Below are 17,812 nucleotides of genomic sequence, written 5' to 3'. Positions count from 1 at the left end.
CCCTCGTCGGTGCGCCGCGCCTTCGGTGCGGAGGAGACGGGGCCGGGCGGCACCCCGGGTGAGGGCGACGCGTCCGGCCTCGCCGACCGTCCGCGCCCGCCCGGCCCGCGGACGCCGCCGAGGCCCCCGGGGACCGGTGCCCCCCCGTCCGCCGGCCCCCGCCTACCGGCCGGCGACCAGGTCGCCGAGGCGGGCCAGCGGGGAGGTCGTGGGACGACCGGCGGCCTCCTGACGGTCGGCGGCGTGGTAGACCGCGTAGAGGGCGTGCACGCCGAGCCAGCGCAAGGGCTCGGGCTCCCAGCGGCGGACGGTGTGGCCGACCCAGGGCAGCCGGGTCAGCTCGGTGTCGCGGCCGAGGACGAGGTCGCACAGGGTCCGCCCGGCCAGGTTGGTGGTGGTCACCCCGCTGCCGACGTACCCGCCGGCCCACCCGAGCCCGGTGCGGCGGTCCAGGTCGACGGTGGCGCACCAGTCCCGGGGCACGCCGAGCACACCCGCCCAGGCGTGGTCGATCCGGGCGGACCGGGCTGCGGGGAAGAAGGCGTCCAGGACCTCCCGCAGCTGCCGGACGGTCGCCTCCTGCGTGGTGCCGTCGGTGTCGGTCCGCGAGCCGAAGCGGTAGGGCACGCCGCGCCCGCCGAGGGCGATCCGGTCGTCGGCGGTGCGCTGCGCGTACATGTAGGCGTGGGCGAAGTCCCCGAGCACCTCGCGGCCCTCCCAGCCGGTCCCGGCCCAGAACGACGGCGGCAGCGGCTCGGTGGCGATCATCGCCGAGTTCATCGGCAGCCAGGTGCGCCGCTCCCCGGCCAGCCCGGCGGTGAACCCCTCGGTGGCGCGCAGCACGTACCGGGCGGTGACGGTGCCGTGCGGTGTGACGGCGGCCGGCCGGTCGCCACCCCGGATCTCGGTGACCGGCGTCCCCTCGTACACCGCCACGCCCAGGCGCTCCACGGCCGCCGCCAGCCCCGCAGCCAGCTTGGCGGGCTGCACGCGCGCGCCGTGCGGGCTCCACACCCCGCCGAGCGCGCCCTCGACCCGCAGTCGCTCCCGGGTCTCCGACGCGCTCAACTCCTCGACACGGCCCGGTCCGTAGGCGGCCTCCGCGTCCACGAACGCCCGCAGCCGGGCCAGCTGGGCCGGTGTCCGGGCCACCTCCAGCACCCCGCCCCGGACGAGGTCGGCGTCGACGCCCTCCGCCGCCAGGGTCCGCGCGACCTCGCCGACGGCCGCGTCCATCACCCGCTGCATCGCCGCGGCCCGCTCCCGCCCGTACCGCCGGGCGAACGCGCCGCGCCCGGCGAACCCGTTGTAGAGCCACCCGCCGTTGCGCCCCGACGCGCCGTACCCGCAGAACCGCGCCTCCAGTACGGCGATCCGCAGCCCGGGGTCGGCCTTCCTCAGGTAGTACGCCGTCCACAGCCCCGTGTACCCGCCGCCCACCACGCACACGTCGACGTCGAGGTCCCCGGGCAGCGCGGGCCGCGCCTCGGGCACCCCCGACTGCCGCCACCAGAACGACACCCCGCCGTTCACACCCGCAACGCCAGACGCCACGACCCCGACCTCCACTCACGCCGTTCCCGGATCCCCGGACGCTACGCGCGCCCCGGGCTCCCGGACCACCGCCACCGTGCAAGGAATCCGGCCGTCCGCCCCTGCACCCTGTCAGGGGCGGACGGCCGGACCGGCAGGTGCCGGCGGGCCCGCTCAGCCCGGGGTGGAGCCGGTGACCGGGTCGGAGAGGGGGATGCTCCCGCCCGCGAGGCCCGCCTTGACGAACTGCCAGGTGAGGCCGTTGATGACGCCCTGGCCGAGGGGGGCGAACGTGGCGAAGGCGGGCTGGCTGAGGTCGATGTGGGTGGCGTCGCAGGACGGACACTGGTCCTTGACGGGGACGGTCACGGTCCTGCCCTGGTAGGTGACCTTGACCGAGATGCCCTTGCAGACCGGGTCGTTGTTGGGGTTAGCCGTGGTCCACCAGGTGTGCGAGACGGCGACCAGCATCTGGGTGGCCGCGTCGATCCGGCTCCCGCAGGCGCCGTAGCCGGCGTCGTTGTAGTAGGTGGCCTTGCCCTTCACGGGCTTGTTGATCGGTATCGCGGCGCTCGCGGTGCCGGCACTCAGCGCGACGAGCGCGGCGGCGGCCAGCGGGACGCCTGCCAGGATCCGGAGGTTCGGGACAACTCGCATGTGCACCCTCCCGGTTCGGTTCGGTGGGAGGACGGTAGGCAGGCCCGGCACGACCGGTACAGACATCTGACGTGTTGTCATGAACACAAGTCAGGGAGCTTTACCAACGCGGCCGAAGGGGGGACGATACGTGACCGCACGGTCCCCCGGCTCGTTGACCCGGCACCGTCCACGCGTCCTCGGAGGCCCCCGTGCGCACCGCTCTCCCCACCGCCCTCCCCGCCGTCCTGGCCGTGCTGCTCGGCGCCGCCGCGCTCCTCGGGACGGCCGCCGGCCAGGCCGCCACCGCGCCGGTGCGAGTGCCGGTGCCGGTGAACGCGCCCGCGAACGCGCCTGCCCCTGCGCCTGCGCCTGCGCACCGGGAGGTCAACCAGGGCTACAGCATCCCCGTCGGCGCCGTCACCGACCTCGGCGCACTGCCCGTGCTCGGCAGCCTCGGGCTCGACTTCGCCCGCCTGCTCGGCGCCTGACGGGCCGGCTCCCCCGCACCGGCGGGAACCCGGTGCACAGCGGGAGGGGGGCTTGACAAGATCACTGTCATGCACACCTTCTCCGCACCCGACGGCACCCTCCTCGCCTACCGCGTCGAGGGCGGCGGCGACGGCGACCCCGTCGTCTGCCTGCCCGGCGGGCCCATGCAGGACTCCCGCTACCTCGGCGACCTCGGCGGGCTGGCCGCCCGCACCGGCCGCCGCCTGGCCGTCCTCGACCTGCGGGGCACCGGCGACTCCGCCGTACCCGCCGACACCGCCACCTACCGCTGCGACCGCCTGGTCGACGACGTCGAGGCGCTCCGCGTCCACCTCGGGCTCGACCGGCTCGACCTGCTCGGCCACTCGGCCGGCGTCAACCTCGCCGTCCGGTACGCGGAGCGCCACCCCGAGCGGGTGGCGCGGCTCGCGCTGATCACGCCCTCCGTGATGGCCCTCGGCGTGACGATCGACGGGGAGACCCGGCGCGAGACCGCCCGGCTCCGCCGGGGCGAGCCGTGGTTCGCCGAGGCGTACGCGGCGCTGGAGGCGATCACCTCCGGGCGCGGCGGACCGGCCGACTGGCCGGCCATCACCCCGTTCACGTACGGGTGTTGGGACGACCAGGCCCGGGCCCGGGCGGCGGCCGAGGGCGATCGACGCAACAGCGAGGCGGCCGGCGTCTTCGGCTCCGAGGGCGCCTTCGACCCGCCGGCCACCCTGGCCGGGCTCGCCGCCTGCGCGGCGCGCGTCCTGGTGCTCGCCGGCGAAGTGGACGTCAACGCTCCCCCGAAGGCGGCGGCCGAGGTGGCCGCGCTCTTCCCGGACGCCGGGTTCGCCGTGCAGCCGAAGGCCGGGCACTACCCGTGGCTCGACGACGCCGAACTGTTCACGGCCGAGGTCGCGGGCTTCCTGACGTGACACGGGGCGACGCGGGGCCCGTCCGGAGCTGCTCCGGGCGGGCCTTTCGCATGCGTGCGGGCCTCCTCCGGGGTTTCTTCCGCTGCGAAAGTTAGTAATCCCGATACTCCCCCGACAGGCGGGAACACTCCGCCGTCGCACCCCCGACATCACCCCGACACCGGCCGCAACACCGCGCCACAGCGCCGCAACACCCCTGTCCACCAGGCAGAACGGACGATTGACAGGGAGGCCGCGCCTTCAGCACCATGAGCGCCGAGCCACTCGAAACGCCCGGAAGGAGGGCCGATGAGCACCGTTGACCGTGCCGAGCACGGCCCCGCCCGCCGGGGCCCGTGTCGCCGCCGCTGTTGTCGCGGAGCGCTCGCCCGCTGACACCCGTCCGGGCCGCGCCGACCGCGTCCCCGGACCGGCGCACCCGCACCCGCACCCGGGGTGGCGCGCCGCCCCGCTGTGCCCGTCCGGCCGCGGCCGGCCCGCACACCGCCGCACCCACGTCACCCGCTTCCCGTTCCGCCTGCCCGCGACCGGCCCTGCCGCCGTCACGCCCCGGCGCACCGCGGCACGCCGTCGAAGCGGCCTCCCACTCCCCTCCACCCCGCCTCCCCACGAGAGCTGAGGAACCGTCATGAGCGTTGCCCAGAACCAGATCACCGAGCTCGACCTCACCCCGGCCGCCGGCCGGATCGGCGCGATCGTGAACGACGTCCGCCTCGGCGGCGACCTGCCCACCGAGACCGTCGCCGCCATCGAGGCCGCGCTCCACACGCACAAGGTCCTGTTCTTCCGCGGCCAGCAGCACCTGGACGACGCCGAGCACGAGGCGTTCGCCCGCCTGCTGGGCCACCCGGTCGGCCACCCGACCGTCCCCAGCGCGGACGGCCGCTACATCTTCGAGCTGGACGCCACCAAGGGCGTGCGCGCCAACAACTGGCACACCGACGTCACCTTCGTCCCGTCCTACCCGAAGGCGTCGATCCTGCGCTCGCTGGAGCTCCCGCCGGCCGGCGGATCGACCGTGTGGGCCAACACGGTCGCCGCGTACGAGGACCTGCCGGAGCCGCTGAAGGTGCTGGCCGAGTCGCTGCGCGCCGTCCACACCAACGACTACGACTACGCGGCCAGCCTGGCCCTCCGCCCGGAGCTGGCGGACAACGCCGAGATCGCCAACCTGTTCCGTCAGGTGTTCGTCTCGACCGCGTTCAAGACCGAGCACCCGCTGGTCCGGGTGCACCCGGTGACCGGCGAGAAGACCCTGCTCCTGGGCGCGTTCGCGCAGCGGATCCAGGGCGTCTCGGGCGCCGACAGCCGGGCCCTGATCACGCTCTTCCAGCGGTACGTGGAGCGCCTGGAGAACACCGTCCGCTGGGACTGGCAGGTCGGCGACGTCGTCATCTGGGACAACCGGGCCACCCAGCACTACGCGGTCAACGACTACGGCGACGAGCCGCGCCTGGTCCGCCGGATCACCCTGGACGGCGACCTGCCGGTCGGCGTCGACGGGGTGCCGAGCCGGCTGCTGGAGCCCGCCGACCCGCCGAAGGTGGCCGGTCTGGTGCCGGCCGAGGAACTGGAGGCCGCAGCCCGCGGCTGACCCCGCCGGCCCCGCCCCGGCCCTGCGAACCCGACGCGGGGCCGGGGGGCGCGGCACCGCGCCACCCGGGCAGACCGCCGGATTCGCCGGACCGCCCACCGCCCCGGCACCCATCGCCCCCGACGCCCCGAAGGACCGCCGATGTTCACCGCATCCCCGCCCCCGGCCGAGAAGCCCCGCACCGGGGACGAGCGGCGGGACGTCAACGCCGCGGCCGTGCTGCGGGCGGTGCTGGACCACGGTCCGGTCGCCCGCAGCCGGGTCGCCGCGCTCACCGGACTCAGTCCGGCCGCGGTGTCCCGGCAGGTGGTCGACCTCTCCCGGTTCGGGCTGCTCCGCGAGCGGCCCGAACTGGCGGGCGGCGGCGCCGGGACGGTGGGCCGCCCGCAGCTCCCGGTGGACGTCGACACCGGCCGGCTCGCCGTCGCCGGCCTGCACATCGGTGTTCCGTACACCACCTTCGCCTTCCTCGACCTGCGCGGAAACGTGCTGTACCGCCAGGAGTTGAGCAACCGGGGCCGCACCGGCCACGCGGTGCTCCGACCGCTGCTGGAGCGGCTGCCCCGGCTGCTGGCCGCCGTGCCGGACGGCCGGACGCCGGTCGGCCTGGGCGCGGTGACCGGCGGCGCGGTGGACCGGGAACGCGGAGTGATGGTCCGTCACGAACCCCTCGGCTGGCGGGACCTGCCGCTCGGCGAGCTGCTGGCGAAGGCCTCCGGCCTGCCCGTCCAGGTGGACAACCACGCCCGGGCGCTGGCCCAGGCGGAAATCCTCTTCGGGCACCCCGCGGCCCGCCGCTCCATGGTGCACCTGTTCGTCGGCCACGTGGTGGACGCCGCGCTCGCGGTGGCCGGCACCGTGCACGTCGGACCGCAGTCCCCGACCGGGGACGTCGCCCACCTCCCCGTGGCGGACAGCGACGAGCTCTGCCACTGCGGCCGCACCGGCTGTCTGGCGGTCGCCGCCTCGGACACCACGCTCTTCGAGGCGGCGGCCGCCGAAGGCATCACCCGCACACCGGACCGCACCGAGTTCACCGCCGCCGTACTGGCGGGCGACCCGCGCGCCGACAAGCTGGTCCGGCGCCGGGCCGCGACCGTCGGACGCGCCCTGGCACTGCTCGCCGACGTGGTCAATCCGGACCTGCTGGTCCTGACCGAGACCTTCGCCCTGCTGGACAAGGCCTACCTGGACGTGGTGCGGGAGGAGTTCGCGCTCCGCTCGCACCTTCGCCGGGACGCCGACCTGCTGATCGCCCAGCAGCGCGGGGCCGACGTGCTGGCCGTGGCGGCGGGCGCGGCGGCGCTCGCCGGCCTCTACGCCCGGCCGCTGCACGCCATGGCGGCGGCGGCCGAGGCCCCGCCGGCCGTCCCGGTCCGGCTCGGCTGACCGCCGGCGGGCCCGCACCGTCCCCCGACCGTCGCCCGCCGACCACACCCCGTCGCCCACCGCCCCGCCCGCCGACCGTCGCCCGCCGACCCTTCTTCACCGCAAAGGACTTCCGCCCATGCCCGTCTTCCCCGCTCCGTCCGCCTCCGGGCTCTCCCGCCGGACCCTGCTCCGTGGCGGCCTGGCCGGCGCCGGCCTGCTGACGCTCGCCGCCTGCCGTTCGGCGGCCGACACCGCCACCGCCCCCGCGGGCGACGCGGCGAGCCCTCGCCGGGGCGGCGTCCTCACGGTCGGCGCCGGTGTCGACTTCACCCCGGCCCTGCTCTTCGCCCAGAGCGCCAACACCCTCGTCCAGCGTCTGGTCTTCAACACCCTGACCAGGTACGACGACCGGCTCCAGCCGCAGCCCGAGCTGGCCACCTCCTGGCAGGTCTCCCCGGACGGCACCTCCGTCACGCTGAAGCTGCGCGACGACGTGCTCTTCCACAGCGGCCGCAGGTTCACCGCCGACGACGTGGTCTTCGCGGTCAAGAACCTCCAGAACCCGGTCCGTTCGGCCCAGCTGCGCTCCACCGCCGCCGCCGTCACCGACTTCCGCAAGAACGGCGACTTCGAGCTCACCCTCACCCTCGCGCACCCGGTGAGCAACATCTTCGACCTCTTCGAGTTCATGATCATCCCGGACTCGGCCAGCGTCGAGGAGGCCTTCGCCGGGACGAAGCTGATCGGCACCGGCCCGTACACCTTCACCGACCGCAAGCCGGGCAGCTCGATCACCTTCGCCCGCAACGAGAAGTACTGGAACCCGGGCCGTCCCTACCTCGACGGCGTCGAGATCAGGATCGTCCCGCAGGCCGAGTCGCTGCTCTCCTCCCTCAAGACCGGCCAGACGCACCTCTCCTACAGCATCCGCGGCAAGGACGTCGCCACCCTCAAGACCGACCCGCAGTTCCGGATCACCTCGTACGACACCGGCGCCGGCGCCTACTACATCGGCGCCAACGTGACCGGTGAGCACGTCTCCGACAAGCGGGTCCGCCAGGCCATCGCCTGGGCCGTCGACCGCGACCGGCTGGTCCAGCAGGCGCTCGGCGGCTACGGCACCGTGTCCTCCACCCCCTGGCCCAAGTCCTCCCCCGCGTACAGCGAGGCCTCCGCCGGCCGCTACCGCCACGACCCGGAAAAGGCACGCCAGTTGCTCAAGGAGGCCGGCCTGACGGGCATCACCCTGCCCTTCGCGCACTCCAACGACCCCGGCAACACGGCCATCGCGCAGATCCTGCAGTACGACCTCAAGCAGGTCGGCATCGAGACCGTGCTGCAGCCCACCGACTCGCCGACCATGCAGAAGCAGCTCATCTCGCAGACCATGCCCGCCCTCTGGACGCTGAGCCACGGCTTCGCCCAGCTCCACCCCGCCACCCTGGCGGTCAGCGCCTACCCGTTCAACGAGGCCAAGAACAGCTCGCACTTCTCCTCCCCCGCCTACACCGAGATCGTGCAGAAGGCGTGGAAGCGGCCCGACAGCGACAGCCCCGAGGCCAAGGCGCTCTACCAGCAGATCACCGACGTCCTGCTGGACGAGCAGTTCGTGATCGACCTCGCCATCGCCGGCCTGACCGAGGTCGCCGGCAGCAAGGTGCGCGGCGCCACCCTCAACAAGTTCGGCTACCTCAACCTCGACGACGCCTACCTGACGGCCTGACGGACGGCCCGACCGATGCGAACCTTCCTCCTCAAGCGGCTGCCCTCCGGGCTGCTCGTCCTGCTCCTCGCCTCCTTCCTCGTCTTCCTCATCCTCCGCCTCATCCCCGGCGACCCGGCCACCACCCTGGCCGGACCGGACGCCGGACCCCAGGCCGTCGCCGCCATCCGCGCCCAACTCGGCCTGGACGAACCGCTCGTCGGCCAGTACCTGACCTGGATCGGCAACCTGCTGAGCGGCGATCTCGGGCCCAGCTACGCGATCGGCGGCCAGGTCTCCGACCTGATCGGCAACGGCATCGCCGCCACCGTCCAACTCACCCTCGGCGCCCTCCTCCTGGTCGTCCTGCTGGCCCTGCCGCTGGGTGTCCTGGGCGCCACCGCCCGCCGCCGGCCGGTCGCCGCCGCCGTCCACGCCTTCACCACCGCCGTCCTGGCCGTCCCGCCGTTCGTCACCGGCGTGCTGCTGGTGCTGCTGTTCGCGGTCACCCTCGGCCTGCTGCCCGCCGGCGGCCACGAGTCGTTCCTCGACGCCCCCGACCTCGCCCTCCAGTACCTGCTGATGCCGGCCGTCTGCCTCGCGCTGCCGAGCGCCGCCGTCCTCGCCCGCTACCTCAAGGACGGCATCGAACGGGCCCTCGCCGAGGACTACGTCCGCACCGCCACCGCCGTCGGCGTCTCCCGGCGCCGCATCGTCTGGCTGCACGCCCTGCCCAACGCGCTGCCCTCCGCCGTCACCGTGCTCGGCCTCCAGGTCGGCCACCTCGTCGCCGGCGCGGTGCTGGTGGAGCGGATCTTCGCCTGGCCCGGACTCGGCCAGCTGATCGAGCAGGGCGTCATCCGCCGCGACTACCCCGTCGTGCAGGACCTCCTGCTGCTGATCGTCGCCGTCTACGTCGCCGTCCAGCTGCTCACCGACCTGGCGTACGCCTGGCTGGACCCCCGGATCCGGTGGGAGTAACCGATGACCGCCCTGACCGCCCCCGCCCCGTCACCGACCGCCCCGGCCCCGCCGCCGGCGCGGCGCCGCAACCGCTACCTCGCCGGGGTGCTCACCGGACGCGGCCTGACCGGCCTCGCCCTGGTCGGCGTGGTCGCCCTCGCCGGCCTGCTCGCCCCGCTGCTCACCGACCTCGACCCGAACGCGCAGAGCGCCCTCGCCCTCGCCGGGCCGAGCGCCGAGCACCCGTTCGGCACCGACGACCTGGGACGGGACCTCTTCAGCCGGGTCCTGCACGGCATCACCACCGACCTGGCGCTGACCTTCGGCGCCGTCCCGGTCGGCGCGCTGCTGGGCTGCTCGCTCGCCCTGCTCGCCGCCTCCCACCGGTGGGCGGACGTCGCCGTCCAGCGCTCCTTCGACCTGGTGCTCGCCTTCCCCGGCATCATCCTGGCGCTCGCCGTCACCGCCGTGCTCGGGCCGGGCCGCTGGCCGGTGTTCATCGTCATCGCGCTCGCCGAGATCCCCGGCTTCGGGCGGCAGCTGCGCTCCGGCATCCTGGTCCAGCGGGAGCGCGAGTACGCGCTCGCCGCGCGGGTCGGCGGCGCCACCCGGCGGCGGGTGCTGCTGCGGCACGTCGTGCCCAACGCGGTCGACCCGCTGATCGTGCAGACCGCCGTCGCCCTCTCCATCGGCGTCTTCATCGAGGGTGCGATGAGCTTCCTCGGGCTCGGCGTCCGCCCGCCGGAGCCGACCCTCGGCTCCATCCTCAGCCAGTCCGTCGGCTACCTCTCCACCCATCCAACCTTCGCGGCGGCCCCGCTGGCCGCCACCACCGCGCTGGTGCTCGGCTTCACGCTGATCGCCGAGGCCCTGAACCGGGGGATCCGCCGATGAGCAGCCCTGTCCGGGACACCCGCGTCGTGCCCGGCGCCACCGACGCCCACCCGGGCGACGCGGGGCCCACCGACGCCACCGGGAGCACCGGAGCCGCCGGTTCCCCCGGTTCCGCCGCCCGCACCGTCCTCCGGGTCCGCGACCTGACGGTCACCTTCGGCCCCGGCCCCGGCGCCGGAACCGCCGGCGCGGTGACCGCCGTCGACGGGGTCGGCTTCGAGCTGGCCGCCGGGGACACCCTCGGCCTGGTCGGCGAGTCCGGCTCCGGCAAGTCCACCACCGCGCTGGCGCTGCTGCGGATGCTGCCGGCCGGCGGCCGGATCACCGGCGGCTCGGTCGAGCTGGCCGGGCAGGACCTCGCCGCCCTGCCCGAACCGGCCCTGCGCGCGCTGCGCGGCCGGCGGATCGCGATGATCTTCCAGGACCCGATGTCCTCGCTCAACCCGGTACTCACCGTCGGCCGCCAGCTCGACGAGGCACTGCGCGCCCACGGCACCGCAGACCGGGCCGAACGATCCACCCGGGCAGTCGAGTTGCTGGACCTGGTCGGCATCCCCGGTGCCGCCGACCGGCTGCGCGACCACCCGCACCAGTTCTCCGGCGGCCAGCGCCAGCGCATCATGATCGCCCTCGCGCTCGCCAACGACGCCGAGGTCCTGGTCGCCGACGAGCCCACCACCGCACTCGACCCGACCGTCCAGCAGCAGATCCTCCGCCTGCTCACCCGGATCAACCGGGAGACCGGCACCGCGCTGGTGGTGATCAGCCACGACCTCGGGGTCATCGCCCAGACCTGCCGCCGGCTGCTGGTGATGCGGCACGGCCGGGTGGTGGAGTCCGGGGAGACGTCCGACGTCCTGGGCGCACCGCAACACCCGTACACCAAGCAGTTGCTGGCCGCCGTCCCGAGGCTCGACGCGCCCTCCGGGGCCGCCGCCAACAGCACCCCCGGCGCCGAGCCGCTCCTCGCCGTCAGCGGCCTGCGCAAGACGTACGGCTCCCGCAGGCGCGCCGTCACCGCCCTGGACGGCGTGGACCTGGTGCTGCACCCCGGCGAGACCCTCGGCCTGGTCGGCGAGTCCGGCTCCGGCAAGTCCACGCTGGCCCGCGCCCTGGTCCAGGTGCACGCGCCGAGCGGGGGCGAGATCCGGTTCCGGGGCCAGGAGTTCGGGCGCGGCGGCGAGCGGGCCGCCAGGCGTGAACTCCAGATGGTGTTCCAGGACCCGTACGCGTCGCTCAACCCGCGGATGACCGCCGGGCAGATCGTCGCCGAACCGCTGATCGCCCACGGCTACGGCGACCGGGCCGCGCGCGAGAAGCGGGTGACCGAACTGCTGGAGCAGGTCGGCCTCGACCCGGCCACCGCCGACCGCCACCCGCGCGCCTTCTCCGGAGGACAGCGTCAACGCATCGGCATCGCGCGGGCGTTGGCCCCCGAACCCAGCGTGCTGATCTGCGACGAGCCGGTCTCCGCGCTGGACGTCTCGGTCCAGGCCCAGGTGATCGAGCTGCTCGCCCGGCTCCAGCGCGAACTCGGCCTCGCCATCCTCTTCATCGCCCACGACCTCGCCGTGGTCCGCCAGGTGAGCCACCGGATCGCCGTGATGCACCGGGGCCGGATCGTCGAGACCGGACCGGCCGACCGCGTCGTCACCGCGCCGCAGCACCCCTACACCACCGAACTCCTCTCCGCCGTACCGCAGCTGGCGGCGCCGGCCCCCCTCACCGCCCGGAGCACCGCATGAGCAGCACGTCCGACCACCGACCCGCGGACACCACAGACACGACGGACACCGCGGACGCCACGGGCCCCGACGCCGCCGACCCCCACCACCGGGACCCGTACGCGGGCTTCCCCGGCACCGTCGGCCGCACCTTCCGCGAGTCCACCGCCGCCTGGCCCGACCGGGTCCGCCCCCGCGAGGGCGCGCCCAACATCGTCGTCGTCCTCGTCGACGACATGGGCTACAGCGACATCGGCCCGTTCGGCGCCGAGATCCCCACCCCCACCCTGGACGCCCTGGCCGAGCGCAGCGTCAAGCTGGCCAACTACCACACCATGCCGCTCTGCTCGCCCGCCCGCGCCGCCCTGCTCACGGGCCTCAACCCGCACCGGGTCGGCTACTCCTTCGTCGCCAACGCCGACCCCGGCTTCCCCGGCTACGGCATGGAGGTGGCCGGCGACATCCCCACCCTCGCCGAACTGCTGCACGACGCCGGCTACGCCACCTACGCCGTCGGCAAGTGGCACCTCACCCGGGACTCCGCCTCCAACGCCGCCGACAACCGCGCCAACTGGCCGCTGCAAAAGGGCTTCGACCAGTACTACGGCGTCCTCGAAGGGCTCACCAGCCTCTTCCACCCGCACCAACTCGTCCGTGACAACAGCCCGTTGGACATCGACGAGCTGCCGGACGGCTACTACTACACCGACGACATCACCGACCGGGCCATCTCCATGGTCACCTCGCTGCGCGCCCACGACGCCGACAAGCCGTTCTTCCTCTACCTCGCCCACAACGCCGTGCACGGCCCGCTCCAGGCCAAGCCCGAGGACCTCGCCCGGCACCGGGGCCGCTACGACGGGGGCTGGGACGAGCTGCGCACCGCCCGGTTCGCCCGCCAGCTCGCCGCCGGCCACTTCCCGCCCGGCACCGAACTGCCCGACCGCAACTCCGAGGCCGGGTACGAGGTCGGCCCGTGGAACGAACTCACCGAGGTCCAGCAGACGTTGTACGCCCGCTACATGGAGGTGTACGCGGCGATGGTCGACAACGTCGACCAGAACCTCGGGCGACTCCTCGGCACCCTGGCCGAACTCGGCGAACTCGACAACACCATCGTGGTGTTCACCTCCGACAACGGCGGCACCGGCGAGGGCGGCGCCGAGGGCACCCGCAGCTACTTCAGCCGCTTCGTCCACCACCCGAACCTGCCGGCGGACTGGAACCCCGACGTCCGGCGCGAGATCGACCTGATCGGCGGCCCGCAGTCGCTGGTCCACTACCCGCGCGGCTGGGGCATGGCCTCCAACACGCCGTTCCGCCTCTACAAGGGCCAGACCCACGCGGGCGGCGTCCGCGTCCCGTTCGTCCTCTCCTGGCCCGCCGGCCTGCCCCGCGCCGACGGCGACAGCGGCGTCCGACCGCAGTACCAGTACGTCACCGACATCCTCCCCACCCTGCTCGAACTCGCCGGCGTGGAACGCCCGTCGGACCGCACCGGCCGTCCCGTCCAGTCCCTCGACGGCATCAGCTTCGCCCCCGTCCTGCGGGAGGCGGCCGCCGATTCCACCCACCACGAGCAGTACTGCGAGATGACCGGCAACCGCAGCTACTACCGCGACGGCTGGAAGCTCGTCACCCTGCACCGCCCCGGCACCCCCTACGACGACGGCGAGTGGGCGCTCCACGACCTGCGCACCGACCCGACCGAGATCCACGACGTCGCCGACCGCCACCCGGACGTGGTCAAGGAACTCGCCGCCGCCTGGGAGACCGCCGCCCGGCGCAACGGCGTCTTCCCGCTCGCCGACGGCAGCGGCGCCCTCGCCCTGCGGCACCCCGACGACGCCCGCCTCCGCCGCCCGGTCCGACTGCTCGCCGGCACCCCCGAACTGGAGCGCTACCGCTCCTCCCGGCTGATCTCCTTCCGCTCCTTCGCGATCGAGGTCGAGCTGGACCGCCACGGCCCCGACGACCAGGGCGTGCTCGTCTCCCACGGCGACCAGGGCGGCGGCTACAGCCTCTACGTCGAGGACGGCCGGCTGCGCCTCGCCTACAACCAGTACGGCGACCTCACCGAGGCCGACGCCGGCCCGCTCGCCCCCGGCGCCCGGCTGGTCACCGTCGAGGCCACCGCCGTCGCCGACCTCAGGTGGGAGTTCCGCGTCCTCGTCGACGGGGTGGAGACCGGCCGGCTCGGCCCGGTCCACCAGCTCATCGGCATGGCCCCGTTCCAGGGCATCAGCGTCGGCGTCGACCGCAAGTCCCCCGTCTCCTGGCCGCTGTACGAGCGCCACCGCTCGTTCCGGTACAGCGGGGGCCTGCGCGCCGTCACCTACCTGCCCGGCGAGCCCGCCCCGTACGACCCGGAGACCGTCGCCGGGGCACTGCGGGAGGCGGCCGCCGCCTTCGAGTAGCCCCGCGTTACCCTCGTCCGGCCAGCAACTTCTTGAGGGGGACCAGTGATCGGCGAACTCCTGCCCGCGTCCGTCGTCGTCGAGACGGCCTACGACGACCCGGCCGAGGCCCGGCTCGAACCGGCCGAGGCCGAGGTCGTCGCCCGCGCCGTCGACTCCCGCCGCCGCGAGTTCACCACCGTCCGTCACTGCGCCCGCCTGGCCCTCGGCCGGCTCGGCGTCCCGTACCGCCCGCTGGTCCCCGGCCTGCGCGGCGCGCCGAGCTGGCCCGACGGCGTCATCGGCTCCCTCACCCACTGCGCCGGCTTCCGCGCCGCCGCGGTGGCCAGGGCCGGTGACGTCGTCTCCGTCGGCATCGACGCCGAACCCGCCCTGCCGCTGCCCGAGGGCGTCCTCGACGCCATCGCCCTGCCCGCCGAGCAGCGCCGCAACACGGCCCTCACCGCCGCCCACCCCGACGTCCCCTGGGACCGCATCCTGTTCAGCGCCAAGGAGTCGGTCTACAAGACCTGGTTCCCCCTCACCCACCGCTTCCTCGACTTCTCCGAGGCCGAGCTCACCCTCCGCCCCGACGGCACCTTCGACGCCACCCTCCTCGTCCCCTCCCCGCTCCCCACCCTCGCGGGCCGCTGGCGCGTCGACCGGGGCCTCCTCGCCACCGCCATCACCGTCCTGCCGGAGGCGTAGGCGGGGCCCCGCCCCGGCGCCTCTGGCAGGATGGCGCGGACCGTCCCGTCCCGAACAGAGGTACCCGTGAGCAGCGAGTGGACCGTCCATGGCAGCCGCACCGTCTACTCCAGCCCCTGGGTGGAACTCGACCTGGTGGACGTCGAGCCGGAGGGGATGCCCCGCTACGAGCACCACCTGGTGAAGTGGGCGCCGGTCGCGGCAGCCGTCGTCCTGAACGAGCGCGACGAGGTCCTGATGATCTGGCGCCACCGGTTCACCACGGACGCCTGGGGCTGGGAGGTCCCCTGCGGCATCGTCGAGCCCGGCGAGAGCCCCGAGGCCGCCGCCGTCCGGGAGGCCGAGGAGGAGACCGGGTGGCGGCCGGCCTCGGTGGAGCCCCTCGGCTACACCCATCCCGTCGGCGGGATGAGCAACGCCCGGCACCACGTCTTCCTCGCCCGCGGCGCCGTCCGCACCGGGCCGCCCGTCGACACCCACGAGGCGGACCGGATCGAGTGGATCCCGCTCGACCGCGTCCAGGGGATGATCGACCGTCGCGAGATCGTCGCCGGCGTCGCCCTCGTCGGCCTCCTCCAACTCCTCGCCCGCCCCACCCCCCGCTGACCCCGGGCCGGCCGGCTCCGGCCGACTCCGGCCGACTCCGCCGGAGCAACCCGGCGCACCCCGGCCGCCGAGCGAACCGGGGCCCGGGTGGGGCCTCGGGCTCATGCTCCCGGGACACGGGCGGGGCGACTGTGGAGGTAGTCGCCCGCACCCCCAGGGCGGGCCCGTCCGATGCCGAGGCGTTACGATGAGTACACAGCCCACTACCGATGCGCCCGCGGTCGCCGTCACCGTGCACCCTGCCCAACGGGGCGGTGAGCTCGGCAAACCGCTGGCCCACGGGATCCTGACCAGCGCGGAGACCGTGCTGGTGCCGGATCCTCCCGAGGCACTCGCCAGCCCCTGGAAGAGATATCTCGTGCGAATATCCCGGTCACCCGGAGACGGGAAGGACTCCCAGGTCGTCCTGTCCGGCGGGCTGAGCCTGTCGGCGGTCAACGGGGACGGGATCACCGCGGCGGCGGCCGTGCTCAGCCTGATCAGCCCTTCGCGGTTCGGCGTCCACGTCGAACGGGTCTCGCCGGCCCGGCTCGCCGAGGGCCTCGTCCGCCACCAGGGCGACCAGTGGGCGGTCTACGCCGAGCTCGGCTTCGGCGTGGTGCGCCCGGAAGGTCTCGCCCCGCCGGAGAAGTGGTGGCTCGACGCCCTCACGGCCGACGGCGACGTCTCCTCCGGCGCCCGGGAGTACGGGGAGAGGACATGCTGCAGCAGCCGCACGTGCTCGCCCTGCCCCTGACCGGACCGTGGGCGCGATGACCACGCCGCAGGGCCGGACGGGGGACGCCCGGGGCGTGCGCTCCGTCCGGCTGCAGGACGCCGCGCTGGCGCTCGTCGCCCTCTTCCCGGAACTGTTCTACTTCGGCACCCTGATCGTCCCCTCCACGACGTGGGAGCAGCGGCTGTGGATGCTGCTGCTCGCCGCCGCCGAGGGGGCGGCGCTGCTCCTGCGCCGCCACCGCCCGGTGGTCACGTTCGGCGCCGTGTGGGTGATCGCCACCGGCGCCAACCTGCTCTCGATCGCCCACGTCTTCGACTACACGCCGTGTTTCGGCCTGCTGATCGCCCTCTACACCGTCTCCGAGCAGTGCCGGCGGTCCGTCGCCCTGCCGGCGCTCGCCCTCGCCTTCGTGCCGCTGTCGCTGGCGATCTACTCCACCGTGGCCTTCTACGGCGGGTCGTCCACGCTCCCGGTGCTGGTCGCGAACATCGCCTTCTACCTGCCGATCACCCTCGCGGTCTGGTGGCTCGCCCGGTGGAGCCGGGCGGCGAGGAGGGCTGCGGAGCGTCAACAGCAGGAGGTCGCCGAGGTCCGCCGGCGGGTCACCCAGGAACGGGTGCGGATCGCCCGGGAGCTGCACGACATCGTCGCCAACGCCGTCGCGGTGATGGTGATGCGGGCCGAGACGGCCCGGGTCACGGCGTTCGAGGACCCGGCGCGCGGTGAGGCCTTCGAGCACATCGAGGACCTCGGGAGGTCCACGATGGCCGAGCTCCGGCACATGCTGCGGCTGCTCCGCACCTCGGAGACCCCGGCCGAGGAGGGCAACACCCACGGCCTGGGGGACCTGGACCGGCTCCTGGCGGACATCCGCAGGGCCGGCGTCCAGATCTCCCTGGAGACGCGCGGTACGCCGCTGCGGATCGACGACAGCGTCGGCCAGACCGCCTACCGCCTCGTCCAGGAGGCGGCCACCAACATCACCAAGCACGCCGGACCGGGCACCCGGGCGGTCGTGCGGATCACCTGGGACGAGTCGCTGATCATCGAGGTCGTCGACGACGGCGCCGGGCAGCCCCCGGGCGCGCAGCGGGAGCTGTCGACCGGGCACGGGCTGCTCGGGCTGCGCGAGCGGGTCGCCCTCTTCGGCGGCCTGCTGAGTGCGGCCCCGTACGGTCCGGGCTTCCGGGTGGCCGCGGCCCTCCCGGTCTCCACCGCCCGCGCCACCGGGGCGGCGGCCGTCGGCGAGAGCCGACCGGCCTGAGCACGCCGGTTCTCGACACCCCGAGCGCGAAACCTCACGCACCGGACGACAGCAGCGCCCCGGTGGAGGCGCGCCCGGCCCTTCCTCACACGCGTACGAGCGGTTCGAACCGCCGACATCTGCTTTGTCGGAGCAGCGCTCGGTGGAATCAGAAGTCATCTCATTTGGAGAGTCGGCGGTGGCAGATGAGGGCGGCTGCGATGCTGGCGAAGGCTGCAAAGTGGTCGGCCTTGCGTTCGTAGCGGCGGTGGAGTCGGCGGAAGCCGCCGAGCCAGGCGACGGTGCGCTCGA

Annotated in this window: 15 protein-coding genes and 1 pseudogene; 13 read left to right on the top strand and 3 right to left on the bottom strand. The window is 74.3% G+C overall.

Features of this window, described 5'->3' with window-relative positions:
* Positions 1–162: 162 nt before the first annotated feature.
* Positions 163–1,554, bottom strand: a complete 1,392-nt coding sequence (locus PUR56_RS21340) for an NAD(P)/FAD-dependent oxidoreductase (RefSeq protein WP_329950075.1) — start codon at positions 1,552–1,554, stop codon at positions 163–165.
* A gap of 153 nt (positions 1,555–1,707) precedes the next feature.
* Positions 1,708–2,190, bottom strand: a complete 483-nt coding sequence (locus tag PUR56_RS21335; RefSeq protein WP_329950074.1) for a cysteine/serine endopeptidase inhibitor — start codon at positions 2,188–2,190, stop codon at positions 1,708–1,710.
* Between the two features lie 191 nt (positions 2,191–2,381).
* On the opposite strand from PUR56_RS21335, the gene PUR56_RS21330 reads away from it, so the two are divergent.
* From PUR56_RS21330 to PUR56_RS21270, 13 genes are all read left to right on the top strand, one after another.
* On the top strand, positions 2,382–2,660 hold the full coding sequence (locus tag PUR56_RS21330; RefSeq protein ID WP_329950073.1) for a hypothetical protein: 279 nt from the start codon (positions 2,382–2,384) through the stop codon (positions 2,658–2,660).
* 69 nt (positions 2,661–2,729) lie between these two features.
* Positions 2,730–3,581 (top strand): alpha/beta fold hydrolase, encoded by an 852-nt coding sequence (locus tag PUR56_RS21325; protein WP_329950072.1) that lies wholly within the window; start codon positions 2,730–2,732, stop codon positions 3,579–3,581.
* A 628-nt stretch (positions 3,582–4,209) separates the two neighbouring features.
* Positions 4,210–5,175, top strand: coding sequence for a TauD/TfdA dioxygenase family protein (locus PUR56_RS21320; RefSeq protein ID WP_329950071.1), 966 nt, complete (start codon positions 4,210–4,212; stop codon positions 5,173–5,175).
* A 141-nt stretch (positions 5,176–5,316) separates the two neighbouring features.
* The gene (locus tag PUR56_RS21315) at positions 5,317–6,564 is read left to right on the top strand and encodes an ROK family transcriptional regulator (protein WP_329950070.1); all 1,248 of its coding nucleotides are present in this window, start codon (positions 5,317–5,319) and stop codon (positions 6,562–6,564) included.
* Positions 6,565–6,682: 118 nt separating this feature from the next.
* Positions 6,683–8,269 carry an ABC transporter substrate-binding protein gene (locus tag PUR56_RS21310; protein ID WP_329950069.1) on the top strand — a complete coding sequence of 529 codons (1,587 nt, stop codon included), beginning with the start codon at positions 6,683–6,685 and terminating at the stop codon, positions 8,267–8,269.
* A 15-nt stretch (positions 8,270–8,284) separates the two neighbouring features.
* Entirely contained in the window at positions 8,285–9,229 is a 945-nt protein-coding gene (locus PUR56_RS21305; RefSeq protein ID WP_329880916.1) for an ABC transporter permease, read from the top strand.
* 3 nt (positions 9,230–9,232) lie between these two features.
* Positions 9,233–10,105 carry an ABC transporter permease gene (locus PUR56_RS21300; RefSeq protein ID WP_329950068.1) on the top strand — a complete coding sequence of 291 codons (873 nt, stop codon included), beginning with the start codon at positions 9,233–9,235 and terminating at the stop codon, positions 10,103–10,105.
* A complete protein-coding gene (locus PUR56_RS21295; protein ID WP_329950067.1) occupies positions 10,102–11,850 on the top strand; it encodes an ABC transporter ATP-binding protein in 1,749 nt (582 codons plus the stop codon). The genes PUR56_RS21300 and PUR56_RS21295 overlap by 4 nt, the downstream gene beginning before the upstream one ends.
* Positions 11,847–14,246, top strand: a complete 2,400-nt coding sequence (locus PUR56_RS21290) for an arylsulfatase (RefSeq protein ID WP_329950066.1) — start codon at positions 11,847–11,849, stop codon at positions 14,244–14,246. The genes PUR56_RS21295 and PUR56_RS21290 overlap by 4 nt, the downstream gene beginning before the upstream one ends.
* 45 nt (positions 14,247–14,291) lie before the next feature.
* Complete coding sequence (locus PUR56_RS21285; RefSeq protein ID WP_329880909.1) at positions 14,292–14,933, top strand: 4'-phosphopantetheinyl transferase family protein; 642 nt, start codon at positions 14,292–14,294, stop codon at positions 14,931–14,933.
* 66 nt (positions 14,934–14,999) lie between these two features.
* A complete protein-coding gene (locus PUR56_RS21280; protein ID WP_329950065.1) occupies positions 15,000–15,539 on the top strand; it encodes an NUDIX hydrolase in 540 nt (179 codons plus the stop codon).
* A 187-nt stretch (positions 15,540–15,726) separates the two neighbouring features.
* On the top strand, positions 15,727–16,275 hold the full coding sequence (locus PUR56_RS21275) for a hypothetical protein (RefSeq protein WP_329950064.1): 549 nt from the start codon (positions 15,727–15,729) through the stop codon (positions 16,273–16,275).
* 16 nt (positions 16,276–16,291) lie between these two features.
* Positions 16,292–17,521 (top strand): sensor histidine kinase, encoded by a 1,230-nt coding sequence (locus tag PUR56_RS21270; protein WP_329950063.1) that lies wholly within the window; start codon positions 16,292–16,294, stop codon positions 17,519–17,521.
* Between the two features lie 160 nt (positions 17,522–17,681).
* Here PUR56_RS21270 and PUR56_RS21265 read toward each other — a convergent pair.
* Positions 17,682–17,812 (bottom strand): annotated as a pseudogene (locus PUR56_RS21265) (IS5/IS1182 family transposase); the annotation flags it as partial.

It is taken from the genome of Streptomyces sp. BE303, from assembly GCF_036290945.1.
Lineage (GTDB): Bacteria > Actinomycetota > Actinomycetes > Streptomycetales > Streptomycetaceae > Kitasatospora.
This window is presented reverse-complemented; position numbering and strand designations above follow the sequence as displayed.

What these genes read in the sequence shown, in the direction of transcription:
- PUR56_RS21335 (WP_329950074.1), bottom strand. Translation starts at nt 2,190, where the DNA reads ATGCGAGTTGTCCCGAACCTCCGGATCCTGGCAGGCGTCCCGCTGGCC.
- PUR56_RS21325 (WP_329950072.1), top strand. Translation starts at nt 2,730, where the DNA reads ATGCACACCTTCTCCGCACCCGACGGCACCCTCCTCGCCTACCGCGTC.
- PUR56_RS21320 (WP_329950071.1), top strand. Translation starts at nt 4,210, where the DNA reads ATGAGCGTTGCCCAGAACCAGATCACCGAGCTCGACCTCACCCCGGCC.
- PUR56_RS21315 (WP_329950070.1), top strand. Translation starts at nt 5,317, where the DNA reads ATGTTCACCGCATCCCCGCCCCCGGCCGAGAAGCCCCGCACCGGGGAC.
- PUR56_RS21310 (WP_329950069.1), top strand. Translation starts at nt 6,683, where the DNA reads ATGCCCGTCTTCCCCGCTCCGTCCGCCTCCGGGCTCTCCCGCCGGACC.
- PUR56_RS21305 (WP_329880916.1), top strand. Translation starts at nt 8,285, where the DNA reads ATGCGAACCTTCCTCCTCAAGCGGCTGCCCTCCGGGCTGCTCGTCCTG.
- PUR56_RS21300 (WP_329950068.1), top strand. Translation starts at nt 9,233, where the DNA reads ATGACCGCCCTGACCGCCCCCGCCCCGTCACCGACCGCCCCGGCCCCG.
- PUR56_RS21295 (WP_329950067.1), top strand. Translation starts at nt 10,102, where the DNA reads ATGAGCAGCCCTGTCCGGGACACCCGCGTCGTGCCCGGCGCCACCGAC.
- PUR56_RS21290 (WP_329950066.1), top strand. Translation starts at nt 11,847, where the DNA reads ATGAGCAGCACGTCCGACCACCGACCCGCGGACACCACAGACACGACG.
- PUR56_RS21275 (WP_329950064.1), top strand. Translation starts at nt 15,727, where the DNA reads ATGAGTACACAGCCCACTACCGATGCGCCCGCGGTCGCCGTCACCGTG.
- PUR56_RS21270 (WP_329950063.1), top strand. Translation starts at nt 16,292, where the DNA reads ATGACCACGCCGCAGGGCCGGACGGGGGACGCCCGGGGCGTGCGCTCC.